At 66.9% G+C, this 16,245-nt stretch carries 16 protein-coding genes; 9 read left to right on the top strand and 7 right to left on the bottom strand.

Going from position 1 to position 16,245, the window contains the following annotated elements:
* Nucleotides 1-6 precede the first annotated feature (6 nt).
* Entirely contained in the window at nt 7-1,284 is a 1,278-nt protein-coding gene (gene xseA / locus ACLF6J_RS05325; RefSeq protein WP_134353294.1) for an exodeoxyribonuclease VII large subunit, read from the bottom strand.
* Between the two features lie 91 nt (nt 1,285-1,375).
* Between xseA and ACLF6J_RS05320 the strand changes: the two genes are divergently transcribed.
* From ACLF6J_RS05320 to ACLF6J_RS05305, 4 genes are all read left to right on the top strand, one after another.
* A complete protein-coding gene (locus ACLF6J_RS05320; protein WP_372492651.1) occupies nt 1,376-2,428 on the top strand; it encodes a 4-hydroxy-3-methylbut-2-enyl diphosphate reductase in 1,053 nt (350 codons plus the stop codon).
* A gap of 2 nt (nt 2,429-2,430) precedes the next feature.
* Entirely contained in the window at nt 2,431-3,219 is a 789-nt protein-coding gene (locus ACLF6J_RS05315) for an IclR family transcriptional regulator (RefSeq protein WP_134353295.1), read from the top strand.
* 258 nt (nt 3,220-3,477) lie between these two features.
* Nucleotides 3,478-4,017 carry a DUF6264 family protein gene (locus tag ACLF6J_RS05310; RefSeq protein ID WP_134353296.1) on the top strand — a complete coding sequence of 180 codons (540 nt, stop codon included), beginning with the start codon at nt 3,478-3,480 and terminating at the stop codon, nt 4,015-4,017.
* A 30-nt stretch (nt 4,018-4,047) separates the two neighbouring features.
* A complete protein-coding gene (locus tag ACLF6J_RS05305; RefSeq protein WP_134353297.1) occupies nt 4,048-5,394 on the top strand; it encodes a hypothetical protein in 1,347 nt (448 codons plus the stop codon).
* Here the strand turns inward: ACLF6J_RS05305 and fbaA are convergent.
* Nucleotides 5,379-6,407 (bottom strand): class II fructose-bisphosphate aldolase, encoded by a 1,029-nt coding sequence (gene fbaA / locus ACLF6J_RS05300; RefSeq protein ID WP_047523221.1) that lies wholly within the window; start codon nt 6,405-6,407, stop codon nt 5,379-5,381. The two genes, ACLF6J_RS05305 and fbaA, sit on opposite strands and share 16 nt — an antisense overlap.
* Nucleotides 6,408-6,592: 185 nt before the next feature.
* On the opposite strand from fbaA, the gene glpX reads away from it, so the two are divergent.
* Nucleotides 6,593-7,579, top strand: a complete 987-nt coding sequence (gene glpX / locus ACLF6J_RS05295) for a class II fructose-bisphosphatase (protein WP_047523222.1) — start codon at nt 6,593-6,595, stop codon at nt 7,577-7,579.
* 203 nt (nt 7,580-7,782) lie between these two features.
* Nucleotides 7,783-8,073, top strand: coding sequence for a hypothetical protein (locus ACLF6J_RS05290; RefSeq protein WP_047523223.1), 291 nt, complete (start codon nt 7,783-7,785; stop codon nt 8,071-8,073).
* 30 nt (nt 8,074-8,103) lie between these two features.
* Here the strand turns inward: ACLF6J_RS05290 and ACLF6J_RS05285 are convergent, their stop codons facing one another.
* Together ACLF6J_RS05285 and ACLF6J_RS05280 are read right to left on the bottom strand one after the other, a co-directional pair.
* Nucleotides 8,104-9,393: a DNA recombination protein RmuC gene (locus ACLF6J_RS05285; protein WP_134353298.1), complete on the bottom strand. Its 1,290-nt coding sequence runs from the start codon at nt 9,391-9,393 to the stop codon at nt 8,104-8,106.
* 63 nt (nt 9,394-9,456) lie between these two features.
* Complete coding sequence (locus ACLF6J_RS05280; protein WP_134353299.1) at nt 9,457-10,059, bottom strand: 3'-5' exonuclease; 603 nt, start codon at nt 10,057-10,059, stop codon at nt 9,457-9,459.
* A 59-nt stretch (nt 10,060-10,118) separates the two neighbouring features.
* On the opposite strand from ACLF6J_RS05280, the gene ACLF6J_RS05275 reads away from it, so the two are divergent.
* Nucleotides 10,119-10,859, top strand: coding sequence for a class I SAM-dependent methyltransferase (locus ACLF6J_RS05275; RefSeq protein ID WP_134353300.1), 741 nt, complete (start codon nt 10,119-10,121; stop codon nt 10,857-10,859).
* A gap of 67 nt (nt 10,860-10,926) precedes the next feature.
* Nucleotides 10,927-12,000: a redox-regulated ATPase YchF gene (gene ychF, locus ACLF6J_RS05270; RefSeq protein ID WP_134353301.1), complete on the top strand. Its 1,074-nt coding sequence runs from the start codon at nt 10,927-10,929 to the stop codon at nt 11,998-12,000.
* A gap of 325 nt (nt 12,001-12,325) precedes the next feature.
* Here ychF and ACLF6J_RS05265 read toward each other — a convergent pair whose 3' ends face one another.
* Nucleotides 12,326-13,969 (bottom strand): transposase, encoded by a 1,644-nt coding sequence (locus ACLF6J_RS05265; RefSeq protein ID WP_279586697.1) that lies wholly within the window; start codon nt 13,967-13,969, stop codon nt 12,326-12,328.
* Nucleotides 13,970-14,147: 178 nt separating this feature from the next.
* On the opposite strand from ACLF6J_RS05265, the gene ACLF6J_RS05260 reads away from it, so the two are divergent.
* A complete protein-coding gene (locus tag ACLF6J_RS05260; protein ID WP_134353303.1) occupies nt 14,148-14,372 on the top strand; it encodes a helix-turn-helix domain-containing protein in 225 nt (74 codons plus the stop codon).
* Nucleotides 14,373-14,598: 226 nt separating this feature from the next.
* On the opposite strand, the gene ACLF6J_RS05255 is transcribed toward ACLF6J_RS05260, so the two are convergent.
* A complete protein-coding gene (locus ACLF6J_RS05255; protein ID WP_134353304.1) occupies nt 14,599-15,279 on the bottom strand; it encodes a hypothetical protein in 681 nt (226 codons plus the stop codon).
* A 350-nt stretch (nt 15,280-15,629) separates the two neighbouring features.
* On the bottom strand, nt 15,630-16,181 hold the full coding sequence (locus ACLF6J_RS05250) for a DUF1643 domain-containing protein (protein ID WP_134353305.1): 552 nt from the start codon (nt 16,179-16,181) through the stop codon (nt 15,630-15,632).
* Between the last annotated feature and the right edge of the window lie 64 nt (nt 16,182-16,245).

The following is a 16,245-nucleotide window of genomic DNA, read 5'->3' as shown; positions in this document are numbered from 1 at the left end:
TCCGGCTCAGGGGGACTCCGGGATCTCGCCCTCCGAACGCGCAGCGACGGAGCCGCGATCGACGGTGATCGTGAGGGCGCTGCCTGCCGGGGCATCGGCGGCGTCGCGCAGAATCACGCCGCCGTCGAGGTGGGCGATCGCGTAGCCGCGCGCGAGCGTGGCCGCGGGGGAGAGCGCGCGGAGGGAGGCACGCAGCTCCCCGGTCCGCCGACCGGCGGAATCGATCTCCCGGGTCACGGTGTCGCGCCCGCGCGAGAGCAGCAGCCACAGCTCTTGGGAGCGGGCGTCGATGATCGGATCGGGGGAGCGCAGGACAGGGCGCGAGCGGAGCTGCTCCAGCTGCGCGATGTCGTGCGAGAGGCGCTGGGTGAGGCGCGTCGTCGCGCGCGAGCGCAGCTGGGCGATGAGGGCACGTTGCTCACCCACGTCCGGCACGACGCGTTTCGCCGCATCGGTCGGCGTCGATGCGCGCAGGTCGGCGACGTCGTCGAGCAGGGGATGGTCGTTCTCGTGTCCGATCGCGCTGACGACCGGGGTGGACGCAGCGGCGACGGCGCGGACGAGTCGCTCGTCGCTGAAGCCGAGGAGGGTCTGCGGGTCGCCGCCGCCCCGGGCGATGATGATCACGTCGACGTCCGGGTCGGCGTCGAGCCGTGCGAGCGCGGCGAGGGTGTCCGGCACGCACCGGTCGCCCTGCACCGCGGCGTATTCGGTCCGGAACCGGACCTGGGGCCAACGCAGCTCGGCGTTGCGGTGCACGTCCTTCTCGGCATCCGACCGCTCACCCGTGATCAGCCCGATGACGTGGGGGAGGAAGGGCAGGCGCTGCTTGCGGGCGGGGTCGAACAGGCCCTCCTGGCGCAGCTGGACACGGAGCTTCTCGAGGCGTTCGAGCTGATCGCCCAGGCCCACGTGCTTCATCGCCGAGACCGTGAAGCTGAAGTCTCCTGCCTTGACGAAGTAGTCGGCTTTCACCGCAGCCACGACGTGATCGCCGATGCCGAGGTCGGAAGGGATGCGCCCGCGAACGCTCGACCACACGCGGATCGAGATCTGGGCGTCGGATCGGGTGTCCTTCAGGCGTGCGAAGACGTTGCCGGCACGCACATTCCAGGAGGTGATCTCCCCTTCGACCCAGACCGTGTTCCAGCGCGCGATGAAGTCGCGGATGGTCGAGTTGAGGCGGGTGACCGAGGTGGGGGCGTCGGCCGTGGAGTCGCGCGGGGCGACGGAGTCGGCGGGCGGAGTCTCTCCCTGTCCCGTCGTCGCTTCGAAGACTGTCATCCGCTCCCGCTCCCGTCTGGAGTCTCCCCGGCCCCGCACAGCTGTGCGGCGGTAGAATTCAGGGGTGACTTCGACTGCCGTTCATCTTCCCATTCCCCGTCTCCCTCGAGTGCGGGCGGCGGCCGGGCGGCTTCAGGATAACCCGGTGGTCGGACGCAAGCGGGTCCTGCTCGCCGCACCGCGCGGCTATTGCGCCGGTGTCGACCGCGCCGTGGTGGCCGTCGAGAAGGCGCTGGAGCGCTACGGAGCGCCTGTGTACGTGCGCAAGCAGATCGTGCACAACATCCACGTGGTGACGGAACTCGAGGAGAAGGGTGCGATCTTCGTCGAAGAGGTCGACGAGGTCCCCGAGGGCGCACACGTCGTGTTCAGCGCCCACGGTGTCTCCCCGGCGGTCGTGAACGCAGCATCCGACCGCGGCCTGCACGCGATCGACGCCACCTGCCCCCTGGTCACCAAGGTGCACCGTGAGGCGGTGCGCTTCGCGCGGGACGATTTCGAGATCCTGCTCATCGGCCACGACGGGCACGAAGAGGTCGAGGGCACGGCGGGAGAGGCTCCCGAGCATGTCACGGTCGTGAACTCACCCGAAGAGGCCGACACGGTTGTCGTGAAGGATCCGAACAAGGTCGTCTGGCTCTCGCAGACCACTCTCTCGGTCGACGAGACCATGGAGACGGTCAACCGTCTGCGCACACGCTTCCCCGAACTGCACAATCCGCCGTCCGATGACATCTGCTACGCCACGCAGAACCGCCAGGTGGCCATCAAGAAGGTCGCTGCGGGCGCCGACCTGGTGATCGTCGTCGGGTCGTCCAACTCGTCCAACAGCGTGCGCCTGGTCGAGGTGGCCCTCGAATACGGCGCCAAGGCCGCGTACCGGGTGGACTACGCCGAGGAGATCCAGCAGGAGTGGCTCGACGGTGTCGAGACCATCGGGGTGACCAGCGGGGCGTCCGTCCCCGAGGTGCTCGTGCGCGAAGTCCTCGACGCGATCGGCGACGCCGGCTACCGTGACGTCGAAGAGGTGAAGACAGCCGAAGAGGATCTGATGTTCTCCCTCCCCAAGGAGCTGCGTCAGGATGCCGCGGGGAAACGCGACGAGCGGGCGCTCGGCGGTCGCGCAGCTGGAGGAGGCGCGTAGCGTTGAGCGCCGCGGAGGCGGAGCCCACCCTCATCGGGTCGGTGCAGCGCGCTCTGCGGTTGATCGACATCGTCGCGAACTCTCCCCGTCCGCTGCCTGCCAAGATGCTCGCGGCGATCACGGGGTTGACGCCGGGCACGACCTACAACCTCGTTCGCACCCTGGTCCATGAGGGCTATCTGAACGCCGAACCGGACGGGCTCGTGCTCGGTGCGCGATTCCCCGCCTTCCAGCAGCAGGTCGATTCGCGGGGCGTCTTCCTCGCACGCGTCCGTGCGGCTCTTCGCGACGTGACGGAGGTCGCGGGAGCCACCGCCTACCTCTCCCGTTTCCACGACGGTGAGATGCACCTCGTCGACATCGTCGATGCGGTCCGCAACCCGCGCGTCGAGCTGTGGGTCGGGTTGCAGTCCAGTGCCCACGCGACGGCGCTGGGCAAGCAGATCCTCGCGGACCTCCCGGATGGCGAGAGGCTCGACTACCTGTCGCGACATCGCCTGGAGGAGCTCACACCGCGCACGATCAGCGATCGCCGGACCCTCTTGACGCAGCTGGAGCACTCCCCGGGGTGGACGGTGGATCAGGAGGAGTACGCGATCGGCGCGACGTGTGTGGCCGTGCCGGTGATCGCGCCCGGGGTCACCGCCTCCTTGGCGATCTCCCTGCCTACGGACCGCGCCGTGGTCGACCGCGCGCTGGTCACGACGCTGCAGCGCGAGGCGCGGCGACTGTCCCTGCAGCTCGGCGCCGCTTCTCTCGATGGCGATGCAGGCCCGGAGTTCACTATCTGAACAGAGACCCCTGGTGCCGCGGCATGCGTTTTCCTATGATCAGGGGAGTAGCGCCATACGAGATCGCTACTGATCGTCCGAGCGTCCCCAGCGCAGGCGGTCACTATGGATGAGAAGCGTCCCCAGCGCTTCACGTCCGCGGCCCCGAGGAGTCCCCACTTCTCCGGGGCCGCTATCGTATCCGGGCGTGATGCGGTGTCACGCTGTCCGGCCGCTTCGCTGTGAGCCGTGCGAAGCCGGGACGGTTAGCATGGCGGGATGACCGATCAACGTCCGCAGTACGGCGAACTCGCAACGCCGGAGGAGCAGCGCCGAGCCGCCGGCTTGCCGCCGCTGGACGAGGTCGCCGTCGCGCCGCCGACGCCTTCCGTCGCACCGACCGCCGCCGCTGCGTCCCCGGCACCGGGTGATGGCTCGACCCCGCGTCGGCGCCCCGTGGATCGGCTCGTGACGATCGCGCTTCTCGCGTATGGCTTGGTGAACGTCATCGTCACGGGACTGTCGTATCTCGACCTTCCGAACGTGATGAACGAGACCATGAGGATCCTCGGCATCGACGGGGAGTTCACGAACTTCGCGCAGGGACGCACGTGGGGCACGATCGGTGCGATCGTCCTGGCCGTCGGGTGGGCGATCACGGCTGCGCTCTCCATCCGTCGCCTGCGTCGCGGGCGTCTCACATGGTGGCTGCCGATCGTGGGTGCGATCGTGACGGGGATCATCGTCTCGATGTGCATCGCCGTCCCGATGATGAGCGACCCGGCGTTCACGGCCTACCTCACGTCGGTCGGGCCGTAGCGGCGGCCGACGCCCCGGTACTGTCGAAGGATGCTTCAGAACAGCTTCGGCGTCCACATCTCTTCTGCGTCCGTCGATCGCGGCGATGGCTCCGACCCTCGGTCGCTCGCGCACGACATCCTGGCCGGCCTGCGTGTCCCCGCGGGCGTGCGGGATGCGGAGGACGAGTGGGATGATGATTCCGCCGCCCTGCTCGCGATCCCGGTGACGGACGATGGGCATGTGCTGACGCTCACCGAGGAGGACCGGATCGCGTCGACGCTCTCTGCCGTCGACCTGCGCGAGGCCTTCCGTTCCCAGGGGCTCACGCTCTGGCTGGAGGACGGCACCGATCCTGACGACGACGGACTCGACGCCGACGACGCCGAAGACCCCGAAGTCCCCGAAGACGAGGAAGATCTGGAAGACGAGGAGCTCGACTCGGATACCTCGCCCTTCACCCTCCCCACCGTGCAGGTCTGCGCCTTCTCGCATCGTGGTCCCGCCGTCGCGCGCCTGCTCTCGTCGATTCGTCGGATGGTGGTGGATCACCAGGAGTCCGGGGAATGGTCTCTCCAGCAGTTCGAGACCTCGGAGCCGACGGGCGATTGGACCACCTCCCGGACGGAGCTGCCCGTGATCGAGCTGAACCGCGTCGACTCCGACGCCTGGATCGAAGTGACGCCACCGAAGGGAGGCCCGATCCCGTTCTGGATCGATGCCGAGCGCGGCACCCGACCCGTTCTCGACATCGAAGCCATCCGTATCCCCGAGACGGCGGAGATCTGCCGACGGCTGCTCGCTGAGGGGGACGGAAGCCGTGATGAACTCCTCGAGCTCGCCGCGATGGTGCGGCTCGATGTGGATGCGGCCCATCGCGCGCTGATGCCGGAGTCGCTGGGGGGAGTGGTCGGTACCGAAGCTCGTCAGCGTGCGTTCCTGGCAGCGTTCGGGATCGCGCCCGACCTGATCGACGCCGCATTCGGCGGTCAGGGCGCGCGTCCGAACCGACGGTTCCTGCCTCTGGGGCCGTGGGCGACGGTGCGGGAGACGGCCATCGCCGGCGTCGGAGAGTTCACGGCTCTGACCCGTCGGGACCGACCCCTCGCGCGCATCGGAGAAGCGATTCGGCGGCGGCCGGTGGTCGGGATCGCGCTCGCACTGGCGGAGTTCACGGCCGGAATGTGGCTGACCTCACGGACGCGCGGAGGCGGCAGGTCGTTCGGCGTCCTGCTCGTCGTGGACGCGCTGATCGATGTCGCGATCTGGATCACACGCATCCGTCGCGGACGCCAGGATAGGTCTTCCGGCAGCCGGACCGGCACCCAGACGAGAGATGCCCCGGCCGTCACGGCCGGGGCATCTCTTTCGACGCGGAAAGGTCAGCTCTGGGACTGACCGTACGAGCCGAGCTGACGGGTCGACTCCACCACGCGGGCGGCCATCGCCGTCTCCGCGATCTTGCCCCAGGCACGCGGGTCGTACTGCTTCTTGTTTCCGACCTCGCCGTCGACCTTGAGCACGCCGTCGTAGTTCTTGAACATGTAGTCGGCGATCGCGCGCGTGTACGCGTACTGCGTGTCGGTGTCGATGTTCATCTTGATCACGCCGTTGGCGACAGCCAGCGCGATCTCATCATCGGTCGAGCCGGATCCGCCGTGGAAGACCAGGTCGAGCGGCTTCGCGCCCGTGTTGTACTTCGCCGCGACCTGCGCCTGGATCTCGCCGAGGAGCTCCGGGCGAAGCTTCACGCCACCGGGCTTGTACACACCGTGCACGTTGCCGAACGTGAGGGCGGCGATGTACCGACCCTGCTCGCCGAGGCCGAGTGCCTGCACAGCCTGGTCGACGTCGGCGAACGTCGTGTAGAGGGCTTCGTTCGAGCCCTCGTGCTGCACACCGTCCTCTTCGCCGCCCACGACGCCGATCTCGACCTCGAGGATGGCGTTGATGTTCTTCATGCGGGGGAGGAGGTCCTTCGCGATCTCGATGTTCTCCGCAAGGGGAACCGCCGAGCCGTCCCACATGTGGGACTGGAAGATCGGGTTGCGTCCGGCCTTGACCTCTTCCTCGGAGGCGGCGATCAGCGGCTCCACGAAGCCGGCCAGAGCGTCCTTCGGGCAGTGGTCCGTGTGCAGAGCCACCGTGACCGGGTAGTTCTTCGCCACCTCGGTGGCGTATCGGGCGAACGCGAGCGCACCGGTGGCGCGGGCCTTGACGGTGTGGCCGGCGAAGTAGTCGGCACCGCCGGTGGTGACCTGGATGATGCCGTCGGAGCCGGCCTCGGTCAGCCCCTGGAGGACGGCGTTGATCGTCTGCGAGCTCGAGACGTTGAAAGCGGGGTATGCGAAGCCGCCGGCCTTCGCGCGGTCGAGCATTTCGGCGTACTGATCCGGGGTGGCGACGGGCATATGAACTCCTGCGGTAGGTGAAGCCGGGACAGGTGCCACTCTATCGGGGCGCATACGGACTTGCCGCAGACGTGACGGGGCGCGGGCGGCCCAGCTTCTGCGGTGACGTTAAGAATCGAGATTCCTTCGTTGTCACGGGCAGGAAAACCGGGCAGTTCCGCTTCTTCGCTCGCTAGGCTGACCGCATGGTGAGTCTGACAGCGGATCTGAGCCCTCTTCGTCCCGATCGAAACCTCGCGATGGAGTTGGTCCGTGCGACCGAGGCCGCAGCCATCCGCGCGGTCCCCTTCATCGGGCGGGGGGCGAAGGAAGCCGCGGACGGTGCCGCCGTCGATGCGATGCGCGCGTTCCTCGGCACCGTCGACTTCCAGGGCCGTGTCGTGATCGGTGAGGGCGAGAAGGACAACGCGCCCATGCTCTTCAACGGCGAGGTCGTCGGGACCGGCCGCGGCCCGCTGTGTGACATCGCCGTGGATCCCATCGACGGCACCTCGCTGACCGCAGCCGGTCGCCAGAACGCACTCTCCGTGATCGCGGTCTCGGACCGGGGGACGATGCTGGACGCCTCCTCCGTCTTCTACATGGACAAGCTGGTCACGGGGCCCGCCGGCGTCGGAGTCGTCGACATCCGCCTTCCGATCGGCGAGAACATCCGCAAGCTGGCCGGTGCGCTCGACAAGCCCGTCGATGAGATCGTCGTCTCCGTGCTCAACCGTCCGCGTCACGAGCGGTTGATCCAGGAGATCCGCGATGCCGGGGCCGGTACCCGCCTGATGAGCGACGGCGACGTCGCCGGCGGGATCAACGCAGCTCGGCACGATGCCCGCACCGACATGTGCGTCGGCGTCGGGGGGAGCCCGGAGGGAATCGTCACCGCGTGCGCCATCAAGGCCCTGGGCGGACACATCCAGGGACGCCTCTGGCCGCGCGACGACGAGGAGCGCCAGCGGGGGATCGACGCCGGCCTCGACATGGACAAGGTCTACGAGGCCGATGACCTGGTGCAGGGGAGCAACACGATCTTCGTCGCGACCGGTGTCACGGACGGGCAGCTCGTCGCCGGGGTACGGCGTGAGCGGGGATACGTGTACACCGAGAGCGTCGTGCTTCGCGGTGCCTCCGGAACACTGCGTCGTATCGCGTCGGAGCACCTCGTCTCGAAGTGGCTCTGAGCTTGCGTGTCCCCGGTTTCCGCCCGGTCTGAGGCCGCGTCCTCGCGGTGACGGCCGCACGGCGCATCGGGTCATCGTTATCGAGCCGGTATCGGTTCCGAGTGGCGTGAGCCACGCTTTCGGGAGCGCCGTGTCACAATTGTCACTGGGTTTGTCGCCGTGGACGGAGCCGCAAGGCACCGCAGGCACAGGAGGGCGAACGGATGACAACGCAGCACACGAGCGGTTCGAAGGCCGCCGCAACGAAGATAGTCACCACGAACACGGGGCGCATTCTCCGGGTGAGTGCCGATGCCGAACCCGGCCTCGGCGTCACTCCTCCCGTGACACCTCCACCCGCAGCGCTGGTGGATCCCGCGCGTCGCGCTGACGTCCTGTTCCGGGTCCGCCGCGACGAGGGTCACGAGATCAGCGCGTGGTGGATGATCGGAGCCTTCCTCGCGACCAGCGGTCTGGTCATCCTGCTCCTCAGCGGCGTCCCCGGCATCGCCTGACCCCTTCTGTCGCACCCCCGACGCACTCGGTCACGGCGTCCTCGTCTCGTCTTCTGCCAGACGTGCTCGCACGTCGCCGACGTCAGCGGTGACTGCCGCGGCGCTCACGCGCCTCACCGTGACATCGGCGTTCTCGGGAAGATCGTCTGCGGCGAGCAGCTCGGGAGCCGTGAAGCGGCGTGCGCTCGCCGCGGTCGACGGGGGCACGGAGGCGAGCGCGGTTTCGTCGACCCCCGGGAACTGTCGGGCCGTGACCAGCACACGCGTCTCGAGGGAGCCGGCGAAGCGGTTGTAGCTGTCGACCGTCCGCTCCAGAGCGCGGCGCAGATCGTCGGCGTGCCCGGCGAGGGTTCCCAGGCGGTCGTACAGCTGCGTGCCGAGCGCGAGCAGGGTGCGGGCCTCGGTGGACACTTCCTGTTGCGTCCAGGTGAAGGCCACCGTCTTCAGGACCGCCCACAGGTTGACGGGTGACGCGAGTGCCACGCGGCGGCTGAATGCGTAGTCGAGCAGCGTCGGATCCTCATCGATGGCGGCGGCCAGAAGCGATTCGCTCGGCAGGAAGCAGATCACGAACTCCGGACTCGCGTCGAGGCCGGTCCAGTACGCCTTCTTCGCCAGCGCGTCGATGTGCGCGCGGACCGCCTTGACGTGCTTCTGCATGTGCGCGCGGCGCTGTGATTCGTGTGCGCCTCCCTGCGGAAGCGCGGAGGCCTCGAGATAGGCGTCGAGGGGCACCTTGGCATCGACGGCGATCGAGCTGCCGCCCGCGAGACGGATGACCATGTCGGGTCGTCCCTGTCCGCGGTCGGAGGAGATCGTCGCCTGCAGGTCGAAGTCGATGTGCCGAGTGAGGCCGGCGGCTTCGACCACACGGCGGAGCTGCGTCTCGCCCCAGACACCGCGCGTGGCGGTCGAGCGCAGGGCTCCCGCGAGTGATTCCGTGGTTGCCCGCAGCGCCTCGTCGGACTCCTGGGCACGACGCAGCTGCTCCTCGAGCGTGCCGAACTGCGCGTGACGCTCCCGCTCGATCGCGGCGACCTTGGTCTGCATCTGCTGCAGACTCTCCCGCACCGGCGCGAGGGCGGTCAGGACGGCATTCTGCTGCTGGACTCTCTGGGCTTCGGCGCGCTGCTCGGTCCTGGCGTGCTCGACGGCGTCGCGGTAGAGGTCGTATTGGCGGTCACGGTCGTCGCGCGCAGCCGCGAGTTCGGCCTGCGCACGGGCGAGATCCGCGGCTCCGCGGCCGGCCCGCAGAAACCAGCCCACCGTGACGCCCGCCGCGAGGGCGACGAGGACGAGAACGACAGAGAGTGCATCCATGTGTTCATGATGCTCCCGGCGTCCGACATTCCGAGGTCGCCGCGCACGCGGATGAGCGGTGGATCAGGCGACCGCGCGCTCCAGTGCGGGCGCGACAGGGGGGACAGGGGCGGTCACGCGCAGACTCAGGGCATCGGCGAGGGCGAAGACGTCGGCGGCGCCCGCTCGGGCTGCCGCGTCGATCACGATCTGTGCGCATGCGCGGGCGTCTGCGAGCGCGTCGTGATGTGCGAATTCCGCGAAGCCGGCGGCGGCTGCGGCCACGGGCAGGCGATAGGACTCGAGCTCGTACGTCTTGCGAGCGACCTGAAGGCTGCACAGTGAACGATAAGGCGGGCAACTCTGCCCCGTGGCCTCGGAGGCGCGGCGCAGGACGTTGAGGTCGAACCCGGCGTTGTGGGCGACCAGCACGTCGGCTCCGGCGAACGCGCACAGGCGGTCGAACTGGTCGACCCACGTGGCGGCCGAAAGCACATCCTCGGGCTGGATGCCGTGGATGCGAACGTTCCACTCCTGGAACTCGTCGTGCCCGGGCGGCGGCTGGATCAGCCATCCCGTGGTGGCGACGACCTCGCCTCCGCGCACACGGACGAGTCCGACGGAGCAGGCCGAGGCAGGACTGGAGTTCGCGGTCTCGAAGTCGATCGCAGTGAAGTCCAAGGGCACACAACCACTCTCCCTCCGAGCGCGCCGAGCAGCACGCAGACTCGCCGTAGGCTGGCGGCATGGCTGAGGAGATGGCGACGTCGTTCGGAGCACAGGCCGGGGACTACGAGGTCGGACGGCCTGAGTACCCTTTCGATGCGGTCGCGTGGATGCTGGAGAAGATGCCGGTCGGCTCGCGGCGGATCGCCGACGTCGGCGCGGGCACGGGGAAACTCACCAGGGTCCTGGCCGGGGCGCCGGACGCGGAGATCGTCGCGATCGATCCGGATCCGAAGATGCTCGCCGCGCTTCGGCTCGCTGTGCCCGGTGTTCCGACGTTCGCGGGCACGGCGGAATCCCTCCCGCTCCCTGATTCCAGCCTGGACGCCGTGGTGCTCGGGCAGGCCTGGCACTGGGTGGATCCGGTCACCGGCTCGGCCGAAATCGGTCGCACGGTGCGCAGTGGGGGAGTGCTCGGCTTGATCTGGAACATCCGCGACGAGCGCGTCTCTTGGGTGCGGCGCCTCACCGAGATCATGCACGGCAGCAATGCCGAGGTCATGCTGGCCGACGGCGGGCCCGAGGTCGCCGCGCCGTTCGGGCCGTTGGAGGAGAAGTCGTGGGAGTGGGTGCGTCCGATCTCGCGCGACCACCTGCACCGGATGGCGTCCTCGCGCAGCTTCGTCATCACCGCCCCCGCCGAAGAGAAGGCGCGGATTCGGCAAGAGATGGACGACCTCTTCGACGAACTCGGACTCGACGGCGAGAGCACGATCGACCTGCCCTATGTGACCAGGGCGTTCCGAGCGATCCGGGACTGAGCCGCTCGCGACGGGAGCGCCCGGTTCCGGCGATCCCGTCAGGCGGGGCGAGGTAGACTCATGCCCCGTGGCTCTCACTATCGGCATCGTCGGCCTGCCCAACGTCGGCAAGTCCACTCTCTTCAACGCACTCACCAAGAACGACGTGCTCGCGGCGAACTATCCGTTCGCGACGATCGAGCCCAACGTCGGCGTGGTGAACCTGCCCGACCCGCGTCTGGAGAAGCTCGCCGAGATCTTCGGCAGCGAGCGGATCCTCCCGGCTGCGGTGTCGTTCGTCGACATCGCCGGCATCGTGCGCGGCGCGAGCGAGGGAGAGGGACTCGGCAACAAGTTTTTGGCGAACATCCGCGAGGCCGATGCCATCGCACAGGTCGTCCGTGGCTTCGCCGACGACGACGTCGTGCACGTCGACGGCACGGTGAATCCCGCGTCCGACATGGAGACGATCAACGCCGAGCTCATGCTCGCCGATCTGGAGACCGTCGACAAGGCGATCACCCGGTACGAGAAGGAAGTCCGCGGCAAGAAGATCGAGCCCGTCGTGCTCGAGACCGCGAAGGCAGCGAAGGACGCTCTGGAGCGTGGCGTGCTGCTGTCGGTCGCCGGCATCGATCTGACGCCGATCCGAGAGCTCGGTCTGCTCACCTCGAAGCCCGTCATCTTCGTGTTCAACGTCGACGAGGCCGTGCTGACCGACGATGCGCGCACGGCCGAGCTCGCCGCTCTCGTCGCTCCCGCGAAGGCGATCTTCCTCGACGCGAAGATCGAGTCCGAGCTCATCGACCTCGATCCGGAGGATGCGGCAGAACTGCTCGCGTCGACCGGCCAGGACGAGTCGGGCCTGGACCAGCTCGCCCGCATCGGCTTCGACACCCTCGGCCTGCAGACCTACCTCACGGCCGGTCCGAAGGAGGCTCGTGCGTGGACGATCCCCAAGGGTTCGAAGGCGCCGCAGGCGGCCGGTGTCATCCACACCGACTTCGAGAAGGGCTTCATCAAGGCGGAGATCGTCTCGTTCGACGACCTGGTCGAGACGGGCTCCGTCGTGGAAGCCCGCGCCAAGGGCAAGGCGCGCCTCGAGGGCAAGGACTACGTCATGCAGGACGGCGACGTCGTGGAGTTCCGCTTTAATGTGTAAAATATCCTTCTGATCAGGGGTTTAAATCATCTTCCGAATTGTGGAAGTAACTCGAGTTCCGATCCTGCATCACTGAGCGCGGTCTTTGCTTGCCGGGTGCCAGGGCCACGCGGGTTCCGCGTCGTTCCTCTGTGGTCGCCGTCTTTCGGTGTCTCATTAGTCCCTTTCGATCAGGGCATTCGGGCGCAGTGCGCGCACGCCATAGGAGGGATCTGAAGACGCCGTCTCGGCGTCATTTCGACGGTGATGCTGTCTCGAATTTCGTCGCTGTCTCGATATTCGTCTGGCGCCTGATCGTTTTGACGAGTCTCGCTGGATCCGACAGTTACGCGAGGGAGCACTCGTCGTACGTGCCGTCCGCGACGTTGTAGCGAAGCAGGTTGAGCCTGCCTGTGGACTCGACAGCGCCGTCGATGTACCAGTGAGATTCTCCGTCGTGGAAGACGGTGTTCGAGCCGTCCGAGTGAAGTGTCTGTGTGCGCACATGGCCGGCGACGATCGTCTTCATGAACGGCCCTGTTGTCGCGGGAAACTTCTCGGTGAGCATGGTCTTCGGCGTAGCCGTTCGCCAGTGCTCACCCGCGTCCTCGTCGATGCCGGCGTGCACGAAGATGTGCTCGTCGGTCTCGTGGACGCGAGGCAGTTCTCTGAGCCAGGCGATCAGTTCGCGGTGCCGAGAGAGGATCGCGTGTTTGAGATTGCGGTTCATCGTCGGCCCGTCAAGCGCGGACGCGTCGCTGTCAGGGTCGTTGTGGCCGAGCGCGTGCGCGAGCTCCAAGGGTGTGAGGAACGACTTGACCGTGATCAGGTTCTTGTCATTCAAGAGCCACTGGAGATTGTCGTCTGCGCCGTCGAGCCACCCGAGCAGCCAATCGTCGTGGTTGCCGAGCAAGGCGGTCACGCGGCGGGGATGGCGCGCCTGCAGCGACCTGATCGTGGCCAGCACCTGACAGCTGCTCGTTCCACGGTCCACGTAGTCGCCCAAGAGGATAAGTTCCGCGCCGGGATCTCCATCCAGATCGACGAGATCGAGGGCGGCGAGGAGCGGTGCGAGATGGCCATGGATGTCGCTGATCGCATACACGCGCTGAGATGTCTGCACGATACTCGCCGTGAACTGACGCACAGCTACGACACTAGGTAGATCCACTGACGTTGAGTCGCCGGCCTGTGGCACCGCGATTGTTCTACCTGAGTTGCCATCTTGAGACATGCGTGGCTTCCCTGTGTTCGCCGCCAGTACGCTGCGGATCTTGTCCCAACGTCCATCAAGGACGAGTTCGCGATGCCATCTTGCCGCCGTCTGCCAGGCTCCGAACTCTCGTGGAAGTTCGCGCCACGCAATACCCGCTTGGGCGCGGTAGCGGATGGCGTTCACGACGCGCCGTGCGTCTCGACGTGGCCTGCCGCGACGTCGGCCGCTCGCGGGGTGCACGAGTTGTGCCACCAGACCCCACTGGGCGTCCGTGAGTGGCTGATAGGAGTCAGCGATGCGTACTTCTGCATCAGGCAGGCCCGGGTCGGCGTCAGGAGGAGCAGGTTCTGGATCGTGTACCGCTCTGATGACGCCGCGCGTGCTGGAACAGGCCGTGCAGGTTGCTGTGGCCGGGGCAACGTACTCATTCGCGGTGTCCCTTGACGTGATGTGGCCACAGGTCAACTCGAGTCGCCAATGGACCCGACGGGCGGCCGGCGCCGACAAGAGGCGACGTACGATGCGTACTTGGGAAGGGCTGAGCGGAGGAGGAGGGCAGCACCGATGGCAGTGCTGCGTGGTGCACCCCTCGACCGCCCAGAAGCCGAGCTTGCAGTGACCGTGCTCCGAACGGAAGGTACTGTTACCCGCGTCGCGATCTGCTGGTGAAAGGTCGTTGAGAAGCGGGCGTCGGCATGCGCGGCACGGCTCGCCTGCTGCGAACTCGGAGTACGGCTGATGCAACCCTTGAGTCGACCATGCGGCGAGTCTCACTTCGAGTGCCCATCCCCGAGACTCCGCGCGCAACGCGAGATTGCGTGAATTGCGATGAGTGAATGCTTGAGCGTCTAGCGAATCGGCGCTGCGAACATGAGCCGGCCTCACAAAGTTGAGACTAGCAGGAACTTATAACTACCTGGTAGTCATCGGTTCCTGGCGAAAGTCTGGAGTCGTGACGGATCCACTGAAGCGCGTACTTGGCGCTCAGGTACGGCAGATCCGCATGGGGCGAGGAATGACGCAAGAGCAACTCGCTGAGGAACTCGGCGTGACGACCCGGTATCTCGCGGGGATCGAACGCGGCGAGCGTAACCTCACACTCGACTCAGTCGACGCGCTGGCTCGACAGCTCGGAGTCATGAGCATTGCGCTCTTCGCTTCAGGGGGAGGGCACTGACGCGACGGTCCGCATGGTCCGGGCACTCGCGGATAACGTGTCGTCGCAGCACAACAGGCAGACATGGCGATCGTGAGTGTCGCTGTTGCGGCCTGCGTCTGATGGCGAGGGGAGCTTTGACGCGCATAACGTCACCGTCAACGTGAACGGCGAGGCGGGTTGCCTTTCCCGAAGTCTTCAGGTCTGTGGTCGCGAAGGCGATGATTCTCCGCCTTACCGTCTGCTATTACAGTGCAGAGGACCGCCGGTACTCTTCGGTCCAGTGACCCTCAAAATAGCCACCCGCATGGTTCGGTCGGTGGAGGCCCCGGACGACCAGCGGGGCACGGAGAACAGACTCACGCAGTGGCGTCAGCCCCATGACCATGACCTGAGCGAGGTAGGCCAGGGTCTCGACATGCGAGTTGGTCTGACCGAGCAAGAGCGGAGCTATTCGGCTCAACGTCTCCTGACGCTGGTTTCCTTCGCGCGGGTGGCCGTGGTGGACGCCGCCCTCGACGTTCGCGTAGTAGAGGATCACATCTCGCACCGTCAGGTCCTCGCCGCCGGCAATACCAACCCGCGTGCTTAGGAACGCGTCGATGTTTCGGACCGGCTCGTCGCCGGGGCTGCCTACGAGCTCGTGCCCGCTGAGTCGCAGCATCCATTGCAGCTCTGGGTGCTCGGCGGTGGTGGCCGGAGGCCGCCAAGGCCGGATTGGGAACTCAAGCGGCACGTCGCGGTGGCCGCGCCTCACCGTGATGACGAGCGAAGCCGCCCCGTCGAGAAGGAGCTTGCGCAGCAGCGGCGCGATCCCGAGGAGCTCGTAGCGGCTCCGCTCGGCCAGGTGCGTGCTGCGACGCCGGAGATCATCGACAGCCTCGACGAACAGCCACTCCGCGATCATCGCGCTGCCGGTTTCCATCATTTGCCCCCACTGTGCGGTTCTGATGCCAGCATTCATTGTGTCGAACACGACGGTTGGTCAGCGAAACCTTCACCGTGATCATGATCAGGCGAGAAGGAGCCGCTGGTCCCGCTCCGCACCGGACGTCGTTCGAGGCGGTGGGAGAGTCGAGAAGCGAGGTGCACTTCCGCCTGCGGAGTGATGGTCCGGTCGCCGCGGTTAGGGAGCCAGCCGCGCTGCATTTGCATCGCATACAAGTTGCGACAACGCAGCAAGGGTGTGTCCTGATCAAGAGAAGCAGGCGATTCACTCTCCGTGACCTGGGCTGAACTAGAAGGACTTGCTCCCAGCAGCGCCCCGCCAGCGCAATCTTAGGGTGGCCAGACGACGTCGTTGAGAAGCACAGGACGCAGTGCCTCTTCCAGGCGCTGCTCGAGGGTGCCGCCGGAGGTCCGTCCATGGCGATCGCTCAAGTACTGATGCCAGCGAGATGGATGCCGAGGTCGTTCACCAACCTGCCAAACCTGTGCGTGGCCTGCCATTTCGAGTTCTGTGCGAAGCCATTTGAGTTGAGCGCGGAGGTGCCGCTTCCCGTCGCCGCTGGTCGCGATAGTTCCGAACCCGAGAAGTATTGCTTCCGCCTCGGTGATGCCAGCAGAGATCTCTGCGCGCGCGGCTCGCCAGGCGTCTGGCGCCCGTCCGAGGGAGGCGATGTCGCGGGACGACGCGCTGGGGATGGAGAAAAGGTTCACTATCGAGCACCTGTCAAATCCGAGCAAGGTTGCGGCCAGCGCGACGCGATTGGCGGTCCGTTCGCCGCCGGTAATCGACGGGTTGGCGAGCACCGCGACTAGCTTCTTCGGCGGTGATTGGTGCATTGGATCTGGCGTGGTCGAATCGGCGGTGGTGGAGACGGTGGCCATCTGGCTCCGGGGCGGTTAGGTGGGCGACTAGATCTACTCACCAGGGTAGGCCGGGGCGTCAATG

The sequence above is a fragment of the Microbacterium sp. IO18 genome, assembly GCF_049099505.1.
Taxonomy (GTDB): domain Bacteria; phylum Actinomycetota; class Actinomycetes; order Actinomycetales; family Microbacteriaceae; genus Microbacterium; species Microbacterium aurugineum.
Note: the sequence above shows the minus strand (reverse complement) of the source record. Positions and strands in the feature narration are given on the sequence as shown.